The 15,951-nt window shown below is 70.9% G+C and carries 17 protein-coding genes; 7 read left to right on the top strand and 10 right to left on the bottom strand.

Annotated elements, in window-relative coordinates:
• Window positions 1-214 precede the first annotated feature (214 nt).
• The 3 genes from AVKW3434_RS10370 to AVKW3434_RS10360 form a co-directional block, all read right to left on the bottom strand.
• Window positions 215-1,114 (bottom strand): M48 family metallopeptidase, encoded by a 900-nt coding sequence (locus tag AVKW3434_RS10370; protein WP_284405772.1) that lies wholly within the window; start codon window positions 1,112-1,114, stop codon window positions 215-217.
• Between the two features lie 111 nt (window positions 1,115-1,225).
• Entirely contained in the window at window positions 1,226-2,152 is a 927-nt protein-coding gene (locus AVKW3434_RS10365) for a DMT family transporter (RefSeq protein WP_284405771.1), read from the bottom strand.
• A 135-nt stretch (window positions 2,153-2,287) separates the two neighbouring features.
• A complete protein-coding gene (locus AVKW3434_RS10360; protein ID WP_284405770.1) occupies window positions 2,288-2,959 on the bottom strand; it encodes a helix-turn-helix domain-containing protein in 672 nt (223 codons plus the stop codon).
• A gap of 109 nt (window positions 2,960-3,068) precedes the next feature.
• Here AVKW3434_RS10360 and AVKW3434_RS10355 point away from each other — a divergent pair, with 109 nt between their 5' ends.
• The 4 genes from AVKW3434_RS10355 (at window position 3,069) to AVKW3434_RS10340 (ending at window position 7,270) form a co-directional block, all read left to right on the top strand.
• Window positions 3,069-4,403: an AmpG family muropeptide MFS transporter gene (locus tag AVKW3434_RS10355; protein WP_284405769.1), complete on the top strand. Its 1,335-nt coding sequence runs from the start codon at window positions 3,069-3,071 to the stop codon at window positions 4,401-4,403.
• A gap of 181 nt (window positions 4,404-4,584) precedes the next feature.
• Window positions 4,585-5,301 (top strand): response regulator, encoded by a 717-nt coding sequence (locus AVKW3434_RS10350; RefSeq protein WP_272549751.1) that lies wholly within the window; start codon window positions 4,585-4,587, stop codon window positions 5,299-5,301.
• 3 nt (window positions 5,302-5,304) lie between these two features.
• Window positions 5,305-6,525 (top strand): HAMP domain-containing sensor histidine kinase, encoded by a 1,221-nt coding sequence (locus AVKW3434_RS10345; RefSeq protein WP_284405768.1) that lies wholly within the window; start codon window positions 5,305-5,307, stop codon window positions 6,523-6,525.
• A gap of 229 nt (window positions 6,526-6,754) precedes the next feature.
• Window positions 6,755-7,270 (top strand): hypothetical protein, encoded by a 516-nt coding sequence (locus tag AVKW3434_RS10340; protein WP_284405767.1) that lies wholly within the window; start codon window positions 6,755-6,757, stop codon window positions 7,268-7,270.
• Between the two features lie 29 nt (window positions 7,271-7,299).
• On the opposite strand, the gene AVKW3434_RS10335 is transcribed toward AVKW3434_RS10340, so the two are convergent.
• From AVKW3434_RS10335 to radA, 7 genes are all read right to left on the bottom strand, one after another.
• A complete protein-coding gene (locus AVKW3434_RS10335; protein WP_284405766.1) occupies window positions 7,300-8,274 on the bottom strand; it encodes a glycosyltransferase in 975 nt (324 codons plus the stop codon).
• 19 nt (window positions 8,275-8,293) lie between these two features.
• The gene (locus AVKW3434_RS10330) at window positions 8,294-9,610 is read right to left on the bottom strand and encodes an O-antigen ligase family protein (RefSeq protein ID WP_284405765.1); all 1,317 of its coding nucleotides are present in this window, start codon (window positions 9,608-9,610) and stop codon (window positions 8,294-8,296) included.
• Entirely contained in the window at window positions 9,607-10,407 is an 801-nt protein-coding gene (locus AVKW3434_RS10325) for a glycosyltransferase family 2 protein (RefSeq protein ID WP_284405764.1), read from the bottom strand. Before AVKW3434_RS10325 ends, AVKW3434_RS10330 begins: the two co-directional genes overlap by 4 nt.
• A 3-nt stretch (window positions 10,408-10,410) precedes the next feature.
• On the bottom strand, window positions 10,411-10,617 hold the full coding sequence (locus AVKW3434_RS10320; protein WP_272549760.1) for a zinc-finger domain-containing protein: 207 nt from the start codon (window positions 10,615-10,617) through the stop codon (window positions 10,411-10,413).
• Between the two features lie 5 nt (window positions 10,618-10,622).
• The gene (locus AVKW3434_RS10315) at window positions 10,623-11,561 is read right to left on the bottom strand and encodes a branched-chain amino acid transaminase (protein ID WP_272565924.1); all 939 of its coding nucleotides are present in this window, start codon (window positions 11,559-11,561) and stop codon (window positions 10,623-10,625) included.
• Between the two features lie 42 nt (window positions 11,562-11,603).
• Entirely contained in the window at window positions 11,604-12,053 is a 450-nt protein-coding gene (locus AVKW3434_RS10310) for a glycerate kinase (protein ID WP_284405763.1), read from the bottom strand.
• Window positions 12,054-12,135: 82 nt separating this feature from the next.
• Window positions 12,136-13,515, bottom strand: a complete 1,380-nt coding sequence (gene radA, locus AVKW3434_RS10305) for a DNA repair protein RadA (protein ID WP_272565927.1) — start codon at window positions 13,513-13,515, stop codon at window positions 12,136-12,138.
• 227 nt (window positions 13,516-13,742) lie between these two features.
• On the opposite strand from radA, the gene AVKW3434_RS10300 reads away from it, so the two are divergent.
• The 3 genes from AVKW3434_RS10300 (at window position 13,743) to AVKW3434_RS10290 (ending at window position 15,900) form a co-directional block, all read left to right on the top strand.
• Window positions 13,743-14,066, top strand: coding sequence for a hypothetical protein (locus AVKW3434_RS10300; protein WP_284405762.1), 324 nt, complete (start codon window positions 13,743-13,745; stop codon window positions 14,064-14,066).
• 110 nt (window positions 14,067-14,176) lie between these two features.
• Window positions 14,177-15,154: a 2-dehydropantoate 2-reductase gene (locus tag AVKW3434_RS10295; protein ID WP_284405761.1), complete on the top strand. Its 978-nt coding sequence runs from the start codon at window positions 14,177-14,179 to the stop codon at window positions 15,152-15,154.
• 137 nt (window positions 15,155-15,291) lie between these two features.
• Window positions 15,292-15,900, top strand: coding sequence for a glutathione S-transferase family protein (locus AVKW3434_RS10290; RefSeq protein WP_284405760.1), 609 nt, complete (start codon window positions 15,292-15,294; stop codon window positions 15,898-15,900).
• The last annotated feature ends 51 nt before the right edge of the window (window positions 15,901-15,951 follow it).

Here is a 15,951-nt window from a genome sequence, read left to right as displayed (position 1 = left end):
GAAGAAAACGTGCCATCGTCTCGATGGTGAAACGAGCGAAGTCAGTGGGTTGGAAGAGTATGGGGACCTGCGCCTTCAGGCTGCCGTCCGAGCCCCGCAAGTCATTGCGCCGGTGAAACACCCGCCGTTACCTTGGCTGTCAGCAGAAAAGGGGGGATGGCCATAAAAAAACAGGGGCCGTTGCGGCCCCTGCGACTTCAACGTGGCGCCCTGTTCACCCCCGGCGCGCCGCCTGGTACAGCCCCTGCACCCGCGGCACGTTCTGCTCCAGCTGGCGGATGCGCTCCGGCCCGCTGGGGTGGGTGGAGAGAAACGCGATGCCGCCCTGGCCGCTGGTGGCCTCGCCCATCTTGCGCCACAGGCTCACCGAGGCGTCGGGGTTGTAGCCGGCGCGGGCGGCCAGTTCCAGGCCCACCAGATCGGCTTCGGTCTCGTCGCCGCGGCTGAACTTCAACGTGATGAGCTGCGTGCCCAGGTTGGCCGCCGCGTTGCCCAGGTCGCCCAGGCCCAGCAGCTGCGCACCGAGGGACAGGCCCACGCTGGTGGCCTGGGTCTTGGCCAGGCGGGCGCGGGCGTGTTCGCGCAGCGCGTGGGCCATTTCGTGGCCCATGATCATCGCGGCCTCGTCGTCGGTGAGCTTGAGCTGGTCCAGGATGCCGGTGTAGAAGGCGATCTTGCCGCCCGGCATGCAGAAGGCGTTGATCTGCTTGCTGCCGATCAGGTTGACCTCCCACTGCCACTGGCGGGCCCGGTCGTTCCATTGGGCGGTGTAGGGGATCAGGCGCTGGGCGATGGCGCGCAGGCGCTGCAGCTGCGCATTGTCGGCACCGGCCAGCGCGCGCTGCGCCTTGGCCTTGCCCATCATCTCGCTGTACTGCTGATTGGCGGCGGTCTCGATCGTCTCGGCCGGCACCAGCTTGCGCATGCCCGAGGCGGACCCCACGTCCACCTGCGCCAGCGCGGGCCCGGCGACGGCGGCCCCGGCCGCCAGCAGGAAGCCGCGGCGGGCGTTCCAGGCGCTGCCGCGCAGGCTGCAGAACCGGCAACAGGCCGTGTCGGAATCGGTCTCGGCAGGCGCCGGAGCGCGGGAATCGGGGGCGGGCAGGTGCGACATGGGCGGCAGTCTAGCCGCAGGCCGGGGGCCCGGTCTGTCAGCCGGAAGCCATCCCTGGGCCCTTTTTCAGCGCGCCGATGCGAGGCGCCGGCCGCCCCCCGCCCTGCGCTCCTACCGGCGCAGCTCCGCGCGGATCACCACCAGCAGGCCCAGCAGCACCAGCCCCAGGCCGCTCCAGGCCGCAAGCGGCTGCCGCTCCCCGACGATCGCCACGGCCAGCACGAAGGCGGCCACCGGCTCGACCAACGTCAGCGTGACGCTGGTCGCCCCCGCGATGTGGCGCAGTCCGCTGGAAAACGCCACATAGGCCAGGCCGGACACCACCACGCCCAGATAGACGACCACGGCCAGCGACGGCAGGCTCCATTGCGGCACGCCGGCCAGCAGCCATGCCATGGGCAGCGCCAGCAGCGCGGCGCCGGTGAACACGCAGAAGTTGACCCAGCCGGTGGAGGCCCGCGCCACCAGCCGCTTGTTCACCAGCGCGTAGCTGGCGTACGACAGGCCGGCCAGCAGGCACAGCGCCAGCCCCTGCCAGGACGGCCCGGCCCCCGCGCCCTTGCTGAGCACCATCAGCACGCCGCCGGCCACGCTGACGGCGGTGCCCAGCCACCACAGGCCGATCAGGGGCGAGCGCAGCAGCACGGCCTGGATCAGGCCCGCCCAGATGGGGCCGCTGCCGATGGCCACCGCCGTTCCCACGCCCACGCCGGTGCGCTGCACGCCGGCATAAAAGCAGATGCTGTAGCCCGCCACGCCGGCCGACGCCAGCGCCAGCCAATGCGCGGGCAGGCGGTCCGAGGGGGTGGGGTCCGGTGCCGGGCCGCGCCGCTGCGCGCGGTGGCGCGCCAGCCCGCGCGCGGCGATGAGCAGCACCGAGAAGAAGGCGCTGGCCACCGCCAGCTGCGCGGCTCCCACCCAGAAGGGCGACAGGCCGCCCGCGCCCAGGCTTTGCGCCGTGCCAGTGGTGCCCCAGAGCGTGGAGGCGAGCAGCACCAGAGCGATGCCGCGGGTGGAATGGGAGGAAGGGGCCGTCATGCCGCCATGGTGCCGCGGGCGGGCGGCGCAAATGTCGAGCAACGCGCGAAGTGCGCGCCAGCAGGCCATGCGCCGAATCGGCCTCCACCGCAATCAACACTATGGCATGTCGCTACAAAAACAATAGCGCTTGATTCAGGCACGCAGCGCGCGGGCGCCGGTGCCCCGGTCGCGGCGCAGCGCATACGCCAGGGCGCTCGCGCTCGCATAGCCGGTGCGCAGGGCCACGGTGTCCAGCGGAACGCCCTGGGCCAGCTCGCGGGCGGCGGCATCCAGGCGCTCGCCGCGCAGCCAGGCCTGGGGCGTGCGGCCGGTCAGCGCCAGCCAGCGGGCATGAAAGCGCTGCGGGCTCAGGAAACACAAGGCCGCCATGCGCACCGTGGGCCAGTCCTCGTGCAGGGCGGCACGCACGGCGCGCTCCAGCCGCTCCGGGGCGATGGCGCGGCGCGCGAGCACGCGCGGGGCCTGCAGGATCTGGGCGAGCCGGAGCGCGGCATCGTCGCCCGCGGCGAAGGCCCGGTGCTCGGGTGCGATGGCGAAGCGCCGCACGCGCGCGACGCCGGGCTGGTCGGGCGCGTCGATCACGAACATCCGCGCGCCGGGCGGGGCCAGGAACGCGTGCGCCGTGCCGGCCGGAATGACCATGCCGCAGGTGGTGTCCACGAAGGCGGCCCGGCCCGCCAACTCCAGTTCCATGCGCCCGTGCAGAGCGTAGAGCACCTGCGCGTGGCCGTGTGCATGCGCGGCGTGTTCGCCGCTGTAGCAGCGCACCGAGCAGGTGGGATGAAGGACGGCGGCGGGGCCCATGGCGCGCATCGTAGCGGCACGGCGCGCGCACGGCCGGCCCACCCCGGGGAAGGGGTGCGGATAATCCCTGCGATCCCCCTACCCGGCCCGCCCCCGCCCACCCCTTCCGATGCCCCCAGAACACGCACCCGCCACCGCCCCCCCCCGCAGCTGGCGCGAGGCCTGGCTCGTCTACCTCGAACCGGCCAGCCTGCGCATGCTGGCGCTGGGGTTCTCCGCCGGGCTGCCGCTGCTGCTGGTGCTGGGCACGCTGTCGTTCTGGCTGCGCGAGGCGGGCCTGGACCGCACTACCATCGGCTACCTGAGCTGGGTGGGCCTGGCCTACGCGTTCAAGTGGATGTGGGCACCGCTGGTGGACCGCATGCCGCTGCCGCTGCTCACGCGCTGGCTGGGGCGCCGGCGCGGCTGGCTGGTGGCGTCGCAGGCGATGGTGATGGCGGGCCTCGTGGGCATGGCGTTCAACGACCCGCGCGTGGCGCTCGAACCACTGGTGTGGTGCGCACTGGCCGTGGCGTTCGGCTCGGCCACGCAGGACATCGCGCTGGACGCCTTCCGCATCGAATCGGCCGACGCCGACCGCCAGGCGGCGCTGGCCGCCACCTACCAGACCGGCTACCGCCTGGCGATGATCTGGGCCGGCGCGGGCGTGCTGTGGGTGGCCGCGCGGGCCGAACTGCCCGGCCTCGCCGGCTACCAGCACGGCGCCTGGCAGGCGGCCTACCTGACGATGGCCGCCTCGATGCTGGTGGGCACCGCGACCGTGCTGCTGTCGCGCGAGCCCGTGCCGCGCCCGCTGCCGCCCGCGCGCAACCCGGCCGAATGGCTGCGCGGCGCGCTGGTCGATCCGTTCGCGGACTTCATCGGGCGCTACCGCTGGCAGGCGGCGCTGATCCTGGCGCTCATCGCCGTGTACCGCATCAGCGACGTGGTGATGGGCATCATGGCCAACCCGTTTTACGTGGACATGGGCTACACCAAGGACGAGGTCGCCGCGGTCACCAAGGTGTTCGGCGTGCTGATGACGCTGGCCGGCGCCTTCGTGGGCGGCGTGCTGTCCATGCGCCTGGGCGTGATGCGCGTGCTGATGCTGGGCGCGGTGCTCAGCGCCTGCAGCAACCTGCTGTTCGCCTGGCTGGGCCTGCGCGGGCACGACGTGACCGGACTGGTCTTCGTGGTGTCGGCCGACAACCTGGCGGGGGGCATCGCGTCGGCGGCGTTCATCGCCTACCTGTCCAGCCTCACCAACGTGCAGTATTCGGCCACGCAGTACGCGCTGTTCAGCTCCATGATGCTGCTGGCGCCCAAGTGGATCGCGGGCTTTTCGGGGCGCTTCGTGGACGCCTTCGGCTACACCGAGTTTTTCGTGGGGACGGCGCTGCTGGGACTGCCGGTGCTGGTGCTGGTGGCGCTGGCGTCCAGGATCGAAACGCCCCCACCCCGTTGATTTTCATGCCGTCGAAGCTATCAATTCAGTAGCACATGGAGCACACCACGCCGGCCCGGCCTGCGCGGCCGCAAAATGGCCCCGGCTGGGGGGATGCCCCTGGTTTACCTAACTTTACGGGGACTTCAACGCAACGACGCCCCCCGGCGCGACGATGAAGCCTCCCCCAAGGACACCCGCCATGAGCTCTCAACTGTTGATGATCGAAGACGACTTCCGCCTCGCCCAGATGGTGGGGGAATACCTCGGCCAGTCGGGCCTGGAAGTGACGCACATGGCCGATGGCAAGAGCGGCATGGCGCGCCTGCAGGGGGGCGATGCGGGGCCCCTCCCCGACCTGGTGATCCTGGACCTCATGCTGCCGGACATGGACGGGCTCGAAGTGTGCCGCCGCATCCGCTCGCTGCAGGGGCCGGCGGCGCAGGTGCCGGTGCTCATGCTGACCGCCAAGGGCGACCCGATGGACCGCATCATCGGCCTGGAGCTGGGCGCCGACGACTACCTGCCCAAGCCGTTCGAGCCGCGCGAGCTGCTCGCCCGCATCCGCGCCATCCTGCGCCGGCGCACCGACGGCGGCACGCCCGCCGCGCAGGTGCTGCGCTTCGGCTCGCTGGAGATCGACCGCGACGCGCGCACCGTCACCGTGAGCGGCCAGGCGGCCGAGCTCACCTCCTACCAGTTCGACCTGCTGGTGGCGCTGGCCGAACGCGCGGGCCGCGTGCTCACGCGCGACCAGATCATGGAGGCCGTGCGCGGCCGCGAGCTGGAAGCCTTCGACCGCTCCATCGACGTGCACATGGGCCGCATCCGCGCCGCGATCGAGCAGGACGCCAAGAACCCCCGCCGCATCCTCACGGTGCGCGGCGTGGGCTATGTGTTCGCCAAGCAGCAAGACTGACCCATGTCCAACCCGTTTTCCCGGCGCCTCTATCTGCGCATCTGGCTGGCCGTGGTGGTGGGCGTGGCCGTGCTCACCCTGGCCGTGGGATGGGCCTGGCGCATCGCCTCGGACCAGAACGCGCAGACGCCCCCCACCCCGCCCGCCCGCGAGATGGTGCTGATCAACGGGCGCGGCGAGCCGGTGCTGCGCGGGCTGGCCACGCGCATCCCGAACGGGCCGGCCGAGGGGCTGGAGTTCCGGGTGGAGGCCGAGGGCGGCGAGGTGTTCTCGCTGCAGATGGCGCCGCGCCCGAAGCCGCCCGGCGCCGACCGGCGCGGCGAGGTGGCGTTCTGGACACGCCCGCCGTTCGGCTTCCTGTGGATGCTGGGCCTCGTCGGCGTGGCCGTGGCCGTGGGCGTGTTCCCCATCATCCGGCGGCTGCTGCAGCGGCTGGAGACCTTGCAGCGCGGCGTGCAGCGCTTCGGCGAAGGCGACCTTTCCGTGCGCGTGGCCGAGACCGGACATGACGAAGTGGCCGACCTGGCGCGCCAGTTCAACGCCGCGGCCGCACGCATCGAGACGCTCGTCAAATCCCACAAGTCGCTGCTGGCCAATGCCTCGCACGAGCTGCGCTCGCCGCTCACGCGCATCCGCATGGGGCTGGAGCTGATGCAGGGCTCGGCCCCGTCCCCGGCGTTTCGCGACGAGATCCTGCGCAACATCGCCGAGCTGGACCAGCTGGTGGACGAGATCCTGCTCGCCAGCCGCCTGGACGCGCGCGAGGCGGACATGGGCACCATCGAACTGGTGGACCTGCTGGGCCTGGCGGCCGAGGAGTGCGTGCGGGTGGATGCCGAGCTGGAAGCCGGCGCCGCCAGCGCGGACGGCCTGGAGGTGAACGGCGTGGCCAAGCTGCTGCGCCGCGCCCTGCGCAACCTGCTGGAAAACGCCCGCCGCTACAGCCAGGGCGACATCACAGTGGGGCTGCAGCGCACCGGCACCCACGCCGAAGTGCGCGTGTGCGACCAGGGCCCCGGCGTGCCGCCGGCCCAGCGCGAACGCATCTTCGAACCTTTCTACCGGCTGCCCGGCGCCAGCGAGCGCGCTGGCGGCGTGGGCCTGGGGCTCGCGCTGGTGCGGTCCATCGCGGAACGCTCGGGCGGCACGGTGCGCTGCGAGGACCGCCCGGACGGCGAGAGCGGCGCCTGCTTCGTGCTCAGCCTGCCGTTGGCGAGCGCCTGACCTCCCTGCGAGGGCGCGGCACGCGCCACGCGAGCGTCGGCATACCCCCGGGGTCGCCATCACGCGAATGCGCCCGCTGTTGCGCATGGTCACATCTGTTTCGTTCGTTCTGCGGCTTGGCCCCGGGATCCGGGTGGCTTCGGAAGGCGGTTTCCCTTATCCTGCATTCCGCCCAACGGAATACCCGACCGAGGGGTCCACTTTGCTCACCGATCCACCCCGTTCCACCATGGCAGTCAAAGACATCCGGGTCATCCACACCCTCGGGCCGGCCGGCACCAACTGCGAAGCCGCAGCCCACGAATGGTTCCGGCGCAACGGCCGCAAAGGCACCGTGCACCTGCACCCCACCTTCGAGATCGCCGCCGAGTCGCTCCATGACGACCCGGCCATCGCGGTGCTGGGGTGCGTGGCGTATCCCGACCTGCACAAGCTCGTGTTCTCCAACCTGAACCGCTTCCAGATGGTGGATGTCTTCGTGATGCCCACCTTCAACATGATCCTGGCATCGCGCACGGGCGAGGCGCCCCGCACCATCTCGACCCATCCCGCGCCGCAGCAGCTGGCGCCCCCCGGCACGGAGCTGTGCTTCGTCAACAGCAATGCGCAAGCCGCCGTGGAATGCCGGCACGGCCGCACGGACGGCTGCATCACCACCGCCAAGGCCGCCCGGTCGCTGGGACTGAAGGTGATTCAGGACTTCGGCCCGGTGCCGATGGGGTTCACGGTTCACGCGGCGGTCTGAGCGCAGCGCGGCGCCGCGCCCGCCCCGGCTCAGTTGCGCCAGGCGAGCGAGCGGGCCTCGCCCTGGATCACGGGCGCCTGGGCATTGAGCATCTCACCCGCCAGCACACGCTCGTACATGCGCAGGTAGTCGCGCGCCATGCGCTCGGCGCCGAAGTGGCGCACGGCATGGTCGTGGCAGGCGCGGGGGTCGAAGCGGTTGGCGCGCACCGCCTCGGCCAGGGCACTGGCGTTGTCCGCCAGCACGCCGCATTCGGCGGGCACCAGTTCCGGCAGCGCGCCGTAGGGCGTCGAGAACACGGGGCAGCCGAAGTACAGGCTCTCGATGACGGCCAGGCCGAAGGGCTCGTGCCAGCGCACCGGAAAGATCAGCCCGCGCGAGGCGTTGAGCCGCTCGGTCTTCTGCGCGCCGCCCACCATGCCGAAGAAATGGATTCGGCGCGACAGCGTCCACCGGAAGCCCCGGCGGAAATTGATGCGGTCGCCGCCCAGCACGTCCAGCTCCACCCCGGCCAGTTGGGCCACGCGGATGGCGCCGCTCACGTTCTTCACGCGCCACGCGGCCTTGCCCAGGAAGTGGTAGTGGTCGCGGGGCCGGGCGAAGTCCACGGCGCCGTAGCTCTCCCACTGCAGGCCGTTGTAGACGAACTCGGTGGAGCCGTAGCGCGCCGCATGGTCGCGCGAGAGGAACACGGTGTTGCGCGGCAGCGGCTTGGGCTTTCGGGCATTGCCGTGCTCGGTGACCAGGTAGGGCGTGCCGATCTCGGTGCGGGGGTTGAACTGGAAGTGCGTGATGTCCACGTCGGCGGGAATCTGCGAATCCCACGGCGCATCGGGCCGGATGGGCAGCACCGCGCCGAAGTCGCAGGTGGAGCCCTCGGGCACCAGGTAGCTCACGCGGTGGCCCAGGCGCACCAGCATCTGGCCCAGGTCCCAGATGACGCGCTCGGTGCCGCCATAGCCGTAGACCGGGATCGGGGAGTTGTTGACGAGCAGCACGTGCATGGCGAAACCTTCTTGGCGGTCAGGAGGAGGCAGCGGCGGGCCGGCCCGGGCCCTGCGGCACGGCGGCCGGCGCCGCCCGCCGCCGCAGCGCATCGCGCTCGCGGCCCTGCAGGATGGCCAGCACCAGCATGCACATGAACAGGTAGAACATGGTGCCGCTGTTGTGGCCCAGGAACACCTGCGTGAGCCCGAAGCCGATGTAGGCGATGGGCAGCAGCACGCCCACCATGCGCAGGCACAGCACCTGGGGGTCCATGGTGCCGTGCTCCGTGGTCCGGCAGACGCGCTGGCGCGTCGGCCAGAAAAGCGCGAGCGGCACCGCATAGAACATCAGCAGCACCGCCACGCCGGGCAGGCCGCGCTTGGCGAAGATGTCCAGCACCTCGTTGTGCGCATGGCTGAACCGCAGCACGAACGGATGGGCCTGCCCCGCAGCCACGCGCCGCTGCTTCTCGGCCTCGTAGCCGTAGCGGCCCCAGCCGGTGAGCGGCCGGTCCAGGCCCATGGACCAGGCCAGTTTCCAGTGCGCGAGCCGCTGCCCGACCGAGCTGGCCGCATCGCCCTTGGATTCGTACTGGGTGATCTCCTGGCGCGCCTCGTCCACGCGGGAGCGCACGTCGTGCGCCTTGAGCGCCATGAGGCCCGCCATGCCGGCCAGGATCAGCGCCGCCCCGACCATCGCCAGCCGGCGCTGGCCGCAGCGGGCCTGCAGCCAAGCGCAGACGGGCAGCGCCAGCGGCAGCACGAGCCAGCCCCCGCGCGACTCCGACAGCAGCGAGCCCTCGAAGCCCAGCAGGATGCACACCACCCAGCCCACGCGCTGCCAGGGTGCCCAGCGGCCCCACTGCACGAGCAGGGCCGCCGAACACATCAGGCCCAGCAGCAGGCTCAGGCCGCCGAACTGGATCGCATTGGTGTAGCCGTTGGCGCGCAGCAGGTGCAGCACGCCGGTCTGATAGATGCCGATGAGCCCCGCGCCGCACGCCCCCACGGCGAGGCCCCACCACAGCCAGACCGCACGCGGCGGATAGGCCAGCAGGTAGAAAAGGCAGGGCAGTGCCAGCAGGTACTTGGACGGCCGGTCCAGGTTGGACCAGCCGCCCTGGGCCGGGTCGAAATCGAGGGCCCACACGAAGCCCATGGCGACGATGGAGGCGAACAGCCACCAGGCCTCGCGGCCCGGGGGCCGGCGCAGCCACACGCCGGCCGTGGCCAGGCTGCACAGCAGCAGGACCACCGCGCCCCACGAATAGCCCGAGCGCAGCCACAGGGCCAGGCCGGGCACCATGAAAGCCGCCACGCCGGACAGGCGTGCGAAGACATCCGAAGGTTTCACCGGCGCACGCTCTCGCTCAGGCGGTCGCTGTCGTACTCCAGCGCGGCATACCGGAAGAACGCTTCCAGGGCCACGAACAGGCAGTAAAGGAAACCGGCACCGCCGCACAGGAAACCGAGCCGCAGCACGTACAGCCGCACGAACATGCTCGCACCCGAGGCCAGCCCGCGCCCCACACCGCCGCGCTTGCCGGCCGCCGCGCGCTTGGCGGCGCCCAGCATGGCGTACTGCGTGAGCTTTTCCAGGCTGCCGCGCACGGTCTCGCGCGAGTGGTGCAGCAGCCGCGCGCGCATCACGTGGCGCGGCACGCCGGGCTCGGTGAGCACGGCCTCCTCGTGGACCACTCCCACGTACTCGCGCAGCATGTCGCGCCGGAACAGGCGCTCCACGGTCGAGGTGGTGCGCAGGTAGCGCAATTCGTGGCCGAAGGCCACCATGCGCCAGCGGATCTTCCACACCGCGCGCTCGCCCGAGCGCACGATGGCCTGCAGCTCCTCGCGGAAGTCGGGGCCCATCACCTCGTCGGCGTCGAGAAAGAAAACGTAGTCGCCCGTGGCATGCGCCAGCAGGCGGTTGCGCTGCACGGCAAAGCCCTGCCAGTCGGGATACACATGCACCTGGGCACCCAGGCGCCGCGCCACGGCCACGGTGTCGTCCGTGCTGCCGCTGTCCACCACCACGATCTGGTCGGCGAACGAGGCGCTCGCCAGACAGGCCTCGATGCGGTGGCCCTCGTTCAGCGTCAGCACCGCCACCGTGAGCGTGGGGCGGGCCGCGCTGCCGCGTTCAGCCGGCATCAATCAGTGGCCGGAGTGGACGCGTTCTCCCGCCTTCAGGCGGTACACCGTGCCGCAATAGGGGCACTTGGCCTCGCCCGTGTGGGCGACGTCCAAGTACACCTTGGGGTGGGTGTTCCAGATTTTCATGTCCGCCTTGGGGCTGGGGCAGAAGACGCCGCCCTGGGGGTTGAGGTCTTTGGCGACCAGTTCGACGATGGCTTGCGACATGTTCTTCAGACCTTGGTGAGCCAGTGGGCGTATTGGGGGTTGCGGCCGTTCACGATGTCGAAGAAGGCGCTCTGGATCTTTTCGGTGATCGGGCCGCGCGAGCCGCTGCCGATGGCGAGGCGGTCGAGTTCGCGGATGGGCGTCACTTCGGCGGCGGTGCCGGTGAAGAAGGCCTCGTCGGCGATGTACACCTCGTCGCGGGTGATGCGCTTTTGCACCAGCTCCAGGCCCAGGTCCTTGCAGATGTGGACGATGGTGTTGCGCGTGATGCCGTTGAGCGCGCCGGCCGACAGGTCGGGCGTGTACACCACACCGTTCTTGATGATGAAGACATTCTCGCCCGCGCCCTCGGACACGAAGCCGGAGGCGTCCAGCAGCAGGGCCTCGTCATAGCCGTCGTCCAGGGCCTCCATGTTGGCCAGGATCGAGTTGGTGTAGTTGCTCACCGCCTTGGCCTGCGTCATGGTGATGTTGACGTGGTGGCGCGTGTAGCTGCTGGTCTTGACGCGGATGCCGCGCTTCATGCCCTCTTCGCCCAGGTAGGCGCCCCAGGCCCAGGCCGCCACCATCAGGTGGATCTGGTTGCCCTTGGGGGACACGCCCAGCTTCTGCGAGCCGATCCAGGTCAGCGGGCGCAGGTAGCACGATTCGAGCTGGTTCTCGCGCACCACGGCCTTCTGGGCCTCGTTCACCTCGTCGCGGGTGAACGGAATGGTCATGCGCAGGATCTTGGCGCTGTTGAACAGGCGCTCGGTGTGCTCCTCGAGGCGGAAGATCGCCGTGCCGTCGGCCGTCTTGTAGGCACGCACGCCTTCGAAGGCGCCGCAGCCGTAGTGCAGCGTGTGGGTCAGCACATGGATCTTGGCGTCGCGCCAATCGACCATCTGGCCGTCCATCCATATCTTGCCGTCACGGTCGGCCATCGAGGGAGCTACGGGACTCATGGGGTTCCTTTGGAATTGCTGGAAGTCGCAAAACCCGCGATTTTACGAGTCTGCGCGGGCAGGGGCCGCCACATCCGCCGGCGCCTGGGGCACATCCTCCTGCGGCACGGGCCGCACGAGCGCCCATTCCACCAGCTTGCCGGCCCGGAATTCGCACGTCACGTGCGACTGCGTGCCGTCGGTCCAGCGGTAGCGCTCGGGCTCCTCGCCGTCGGCCGACAGCGGCTCGCCCAGCGAGCGCGTCATGGCCACCACGTGCATGAGATTGACCCCCTTGCGCAGCTTGGCATTGAGCATGACGGCGCTGCCCACGTGGCCGATGGGCCGGTCGGCCGCCTTGCGCATGACGTTCATGAGCCGGGTGAAATGCAGCAGCGCCCACATCACGAGCCCGCCCCCGACCGCCATGACGCCCTGCCAGCCATAGGAGCGGTGGGCCGCGAAGACCAGCACCGCGATGCCGACGGGAATGAAGAGGTTGCGCAGATTCATGGGGCGAGATTGTCCTATGGCGGCCGCCGGGGCCGGGTGTGGATGGTGCGTAGGCGCGGCATCGCCGCCCGGCCGGACGCCTTCAGCCCATGCCGCGCACCACCTCCATCGCCTCCTCCACCCGCTCCACCGCATGGATGGTGATGCCCTCGATGGGCTTCTTGGGCGCATTGGCCTTGGGCACCACGGCCACGCTGAAGCCCAGCTTGGCCGCCTCCTTGAGCCGCTCCTGCCCGCGCGGGGCCGGGCGCACCTCGCCGGCCAGGCCCACTTCGCCGAAGGCGATGAACCCTTTGGGCAGTGGCTTGCCGCGCAGGCTGGAGGTGATGGACAGCATCACCGCCAGGTCGGCCGCGGGCTCGCTGATGCGCACGCCGCCCACCGCGTTCACGAACACGTCCTGGTCCATGCAGGCCACGCCGGCGTGCCGGTGCAGCACCGCCAGCAGCATGGCCAGGCGGTCGCGGTCCAGCCCCACCGACAGCCGGCGCGGGCTGGGGCCGCCCTCGTCCACCAGCGCCTGGATCTCCACCAGCATGGGCCGCGTGCCCTCCAGCGTGACCAGCACGCAGCTGCCGGGCACGGGCTCGCTGTGCTGGCTCAGGAAGATGGCGCTCGGGTTGGTCACGCCCTTGAGGCCCTTTTCCGTCATGGCGAACACGCCGATCTCGTTGACCGCGCCGAAGCGGTTCTTGATGGCGCGCACCAGGCGGAACTGGCTGTGCGTGTCGCCTTCGAAGTACAGCACCGTATCGACCATGTGCTCCAGCACGCGCGGGCCGGCGAGCGCCCCCTCCTTGGTGACGTGGCCCACGAGGATGATGGTCACGCCCGAGGCCTTGGCCGCCCGCGTGAGATGCGCCGCGCACTCGCGCACCTGGGCCACCGACCCGGGCGCGCTCGTGAGCTGGTCGGAGTACACCGTCTGGATCGAGTCGATCACCGCCACGGCCGGCTGGGTGGCATCGATGGTGGCGAGAATCTTCTCCAGCTGGATCTCGGCCAGCACGTTCACCTGGCTGTGGTCCAGGCCCAGGCGGCGCGAGCGCAGCGCCACCTGCGCGCCGCTTTCCTCGCCCGTCACGTACAGCGTGGGCAGGCCCACGCGCTGCAGCGCATCCAGCGCCTGCAGCAGCAGCGTGGACTTGCCGATGCCCGGGTCGCCGCCGATCAGCACCACGCCGCCCTCCACGATGCCGCCGCCCAGCACCCGGTCCAGCTCGTCGATGCCGCTCGGCGTGCGGGCGATGTCGGTCGCCTCGATGGCGGCCAGCGGCATCACCGCCTGGGCCTGCGCCAGGCCCGAAAACTGCGGCGCGCTGAGGCGGTTCTTGCCCGGGCCGGCCTCGGCCACGGTTTCGACCAGGGTGTTCCAGGCACCGCAGGCCGGGCATTTGCCCAGCCAGCGCGGGCTGGTGCCGCCGCACTCGGAGCAGGTGAAGAGGGTTTTTTCTTTGGCCATGGCAGGAATCGGGAAACGGGGCAGCAGGGTGGATCGCAGCGGGGCGGCATGCCCGGCGGCAGGCCGGCCCGCAGCGGCCCCAAGCCGGGCGCCAGCGGGGGTGCGCGGCCTGAAAGTAAGCAATTGCGATGTCAACCCTATCCTACCCCGCGCTTCCTGGAGCCTGCCTAGCATGCCCGTTCCAGCGGCAGTCCGCCGCACGCCATTCATTCAAGGAGATACCACCCATGACCCCAACCACCATGAACGCTTCGGCCACCCCTTCCCGCCGCTGGCTCGCCGCCGCCCCGCTGATCGTCGTGTCCGCCCTGGCGCTCACCGCCTGCGACCGCAACAAGCCGGCCGACACGCCCACCAACACGGCACCCGTCACCACCCCGGCGCCGACGCCCCCCGCCACCCCCGCCCCTGCCATGCCGGCCACGCCAGCGTCGGACGCCGGCATGTCCTCCACCCCGTCTTCCTCCGCCTCGGCCGGCGGCGCCGTGTTCGGCGGCAGCACGCCGGCGCCGGCCACCGCGGCCTCCGAGCCGGCCAGCGACGCCAAGTGATCGCGCGCTGACCGCGCCCCTGCCTCCGCCCCCGGCGCACGCCGCGGGGAGCGCTTAACATCCACCGCTTCGCGGCCGTTCGGCCGGTCCATGCAGAGGCGGATGTTTAGATGAAGGCATGTATCTATGGCGCGGGCGCCATCGGCGGCTGGCTCGCCGTGGCGCTGTCGCGCGCGGGCTGCGAGGTCGCCATGGTGGCCCGCGGCGCCACGCGGCAGGCCCTTGATGCGCAAGGCCTGCGCCTCGTTCAACCCGATGGTTCGGTGCACGCCACGCCGGTGCGCGCGCACGACGACCCCGCCGCCCTGGGCGTGCAGGACCTGGTGGTGCTGGCCGTCAAGGCGCCGGCCCTGCCCGACGTGGCCGCGCGCATCGCGCCGCTGATCGGCCCCCACACGCTGGTGCTCACGGCCATGAACGGCGTGCCGTGGTGGTTCCTCGACGGCTGCGGCGGCCCCGTACAAGGCCGGGCGCTGCAGTCGGTCGACCCCTCGGGCGCCATGGCGCGTGCTGTGCCGGCCGGCCAGGTGATCGGCGGCGTGGTCCACACCAGTTGCTCGCTCGATGCGCCCGGGGTGGTGCGCCACCACTTCGGCAACCGGCTCATCCTGGGCGAGCCCGCCGGCGAGCCCACGCCGCGGCTGCAGGCACTGGCCGACACGCTGCGGCGCGGCGGCATCGAGGCCGAAGTGTCCTCCCGCATCCAGCAGGACGTGTGGTTCAAGCTCTGGGGCAACCTGACGGTCAACCCCATCAGCGCGCTCACCGGTGCCACCACCGACCGCATCCTCGACGACGACCTGGTGCGCACCTTCATCTCCGACGTGATGCTCGAGGCCAAGGCCATCGGCGAACGGCTGGGCCTGCCGATCGACCAGCAGCCCGAAGACCGCCACGCCGTCACCCGCAAGCTGGGCGCGTTCAAGACCTCGATGCTGCAGGACGTGGAGGCCGGCAAGCCGCTGGAGATCGACGCCCTGGTGGGCGCGGTGCACGAGCTGGGCCGCCTCACCGCCGTGCCCACGCCGCACACCGACGCCCTGCTGGGCCTGGTGCGGCTGATGGCGCGGGTGCGTGGCCTGCACTGATGCGCACGGACGGGCACATCAAAAACCATAGCAAGACGCCCTAGTACTTATTGCCCTCCTGCGGTTTTTGGCTTGGAAACACCAGTCCACAGGCGGCGGCCGTTCCTTTTCCCATCGCCAACCCCACTGGAGCCCCCATGGCCTCGCTGACCCTCTACTACGCCCCCGGCACCTGCGCGCAGGCCGTTCGCATCGCGCTGAACGAAGCCGGCGCCGATCACGCGCTGGAGCGCATGGACTTCAAGGCGCAGCAGCAGCGCACGCCCGAGTACCTGGCCATCAACCCCAAGGGCCGCGTGCCGGCCCTGGTCACCGAGCAGGGCGTGCTGACCGAGACGCCCGCGCTGCTGGCCTATGTGGCCCAGCGGTTCCCTGAGGCGCGGCTGGCGCCCACCGATCCCCACGGGTTCGCGCGGATGCAGGAGTTCAACAGCTACTTCGCCTCCACCGTGCACGTGGCCCATGCCCACCGGCCCCGCGCCAACCGCTGGGCCGACGAGCCCGAGGCCATCGCCGCGATGCAGCGCAAGGTCGGCGCCAACATGACCGAATGCTTCGCGCTGATCGAGCAGCAGCTGCAGGGGCCGTGGGTGCTGGGCGACGCCTATTCGGTGAGCGACGGCTACCTGTTCACCATCGGTGGATGGCTGCAAAGCGATGGCGTGGACATCGCCCGGTTCCCCAAGGTGCATGCGCACGCGCAGCGCGTGGCGGCGCGGCCGGCGGTGCAGCGGTCGTTGGATTGATGTCCTGCGGGGGGACGGGTGCCGCGCGAGGCGGCGCCCCTCCAGAAAAAG

It is taken from the genome of Acidovorax sp. SUPP3434, from assembly GCF_030159015.1.
GTDB lineage: Bacteria > Pseudomonadota > Gammaproteobacteria > Burkholderiales > Burkholderiaceae_C > Paracidovorax.
The sequence above is the reverse complement of the archived record's forward strand: the minus strand, read 5'-3'. Positions and strand labels throughout refer to the sequence as shown.

Coding starts and splice junctions, on each gene's coding strand:
- AVKW3434_RS10370 (WP_284405772.1), bottom strand. CDS start 1,114: ATGTCGCACCTGCCCGCCCCCGATTCCCGCGCTCCGGCGCCTGCCGAG.
- AVKW3434_RS10365 (WP_284405771.1), bottom strand. CDS start 2,152: ATGACGGCCCCTTCCTCCCATTCCACCCGCGGCATCGCTCTGGTGCTG.
- AVKW3434_RS10360 (WP_284405770.1), bottom strand. CDS start 2,959: ATGGGCCCCGCCGCCGTCCTTCATCCCACCTGCTCGGTGCGCTGCTAC.
- AVKW3434_RS10355 (WP_284405769.1), top strand. CDS start 3,069: ATGCCCCCAGAACACGCACCCGCCACCGCCCCCCCCCGCAGCTGGCGC.
- AVKW3434_RS10350 (WP_272549751.1), top strand. CDS start 4,585: ATGAGCTCTCAACTGTTGATGATCGAAGACGACTTCCGCCTCGCCCAG.
- AVKW3434_RS10345 (WP_284405768.1), top strand. CDS start 5,305: ATGTCCAACCCGTTTTCCCGGCGCCTCTATCTGCGCATCTGGCTGGCC.
- AVKW3434_RS10340 (WP_284405767.1), top strand. CDS start 6,755: ATGGCAGTCAAAGACATCCGGGTCATCCACACCCTCGGGCCGGCCGGC.
- AVKW3434_RS10335 (WP_284405766.1), bottom strand. CDS start 8,274: ATGCACGTGCTGCTCGTCAACAACTCCCCGATCCCGGTCTACGGCTAT.
- AVKW3434_RS10325 (WP_284405764.1), bottom strand. CDS start 10,407: ATGCCGGCTGAACGCGGCAGCGCGGCCCGCCCCACGCTCACGGTGGCG.
- AVKW3434_RS10320 (WP_272549760.1), bottom strand. CDS start 10,617: ATGTCGCAAGCCATCGTCGAACTGGTCGCCAAAGACCTCAACCCCCAG.
- AVKW3434_RS10315 (WP_272565924.1), bottom strand. CDS start 11,561: ATGAGTCCCGTAGCTCCCTCGATGGCCGACCGTGACGGCAAGATATGG.
- AVKW3434_RS10310 (WP_284405763.1), bottom strand. CDS start 12,053: ATGAATCTGCGCAACCTCTTCATTCCCGTCGGCATCGCGGTGCTGGTC.
- radA (WP_272565927.1), bottom strand. CDS start 13,515: ATGGCCAAAGAAAAAACCCTCTTCACCTGCTCCGAGTGCGGCGGCACC.
- AVKW3434_RS10300 (WP_284405762.1), top strand. CDS start 13,743: ATGACCCCAACCACCATGAACGCTTCGGCCACCCCTTCCCGCCGCTGG.
- AVKW3434_RS10295 (WP_284405761.1), top strand. CDS start 14,177: ATGAAGGCATGTATCTATGGCGCGGGCGCCATCGGCGGCTGGCTCGCC.
- AVKW3434_RS10290 (WP_284405760.1), top strand. CDS start 15,292: ATGGCCTCGCTGACCCTCTACTACGCCCCCGGCACCTGCGCGCAGGCC.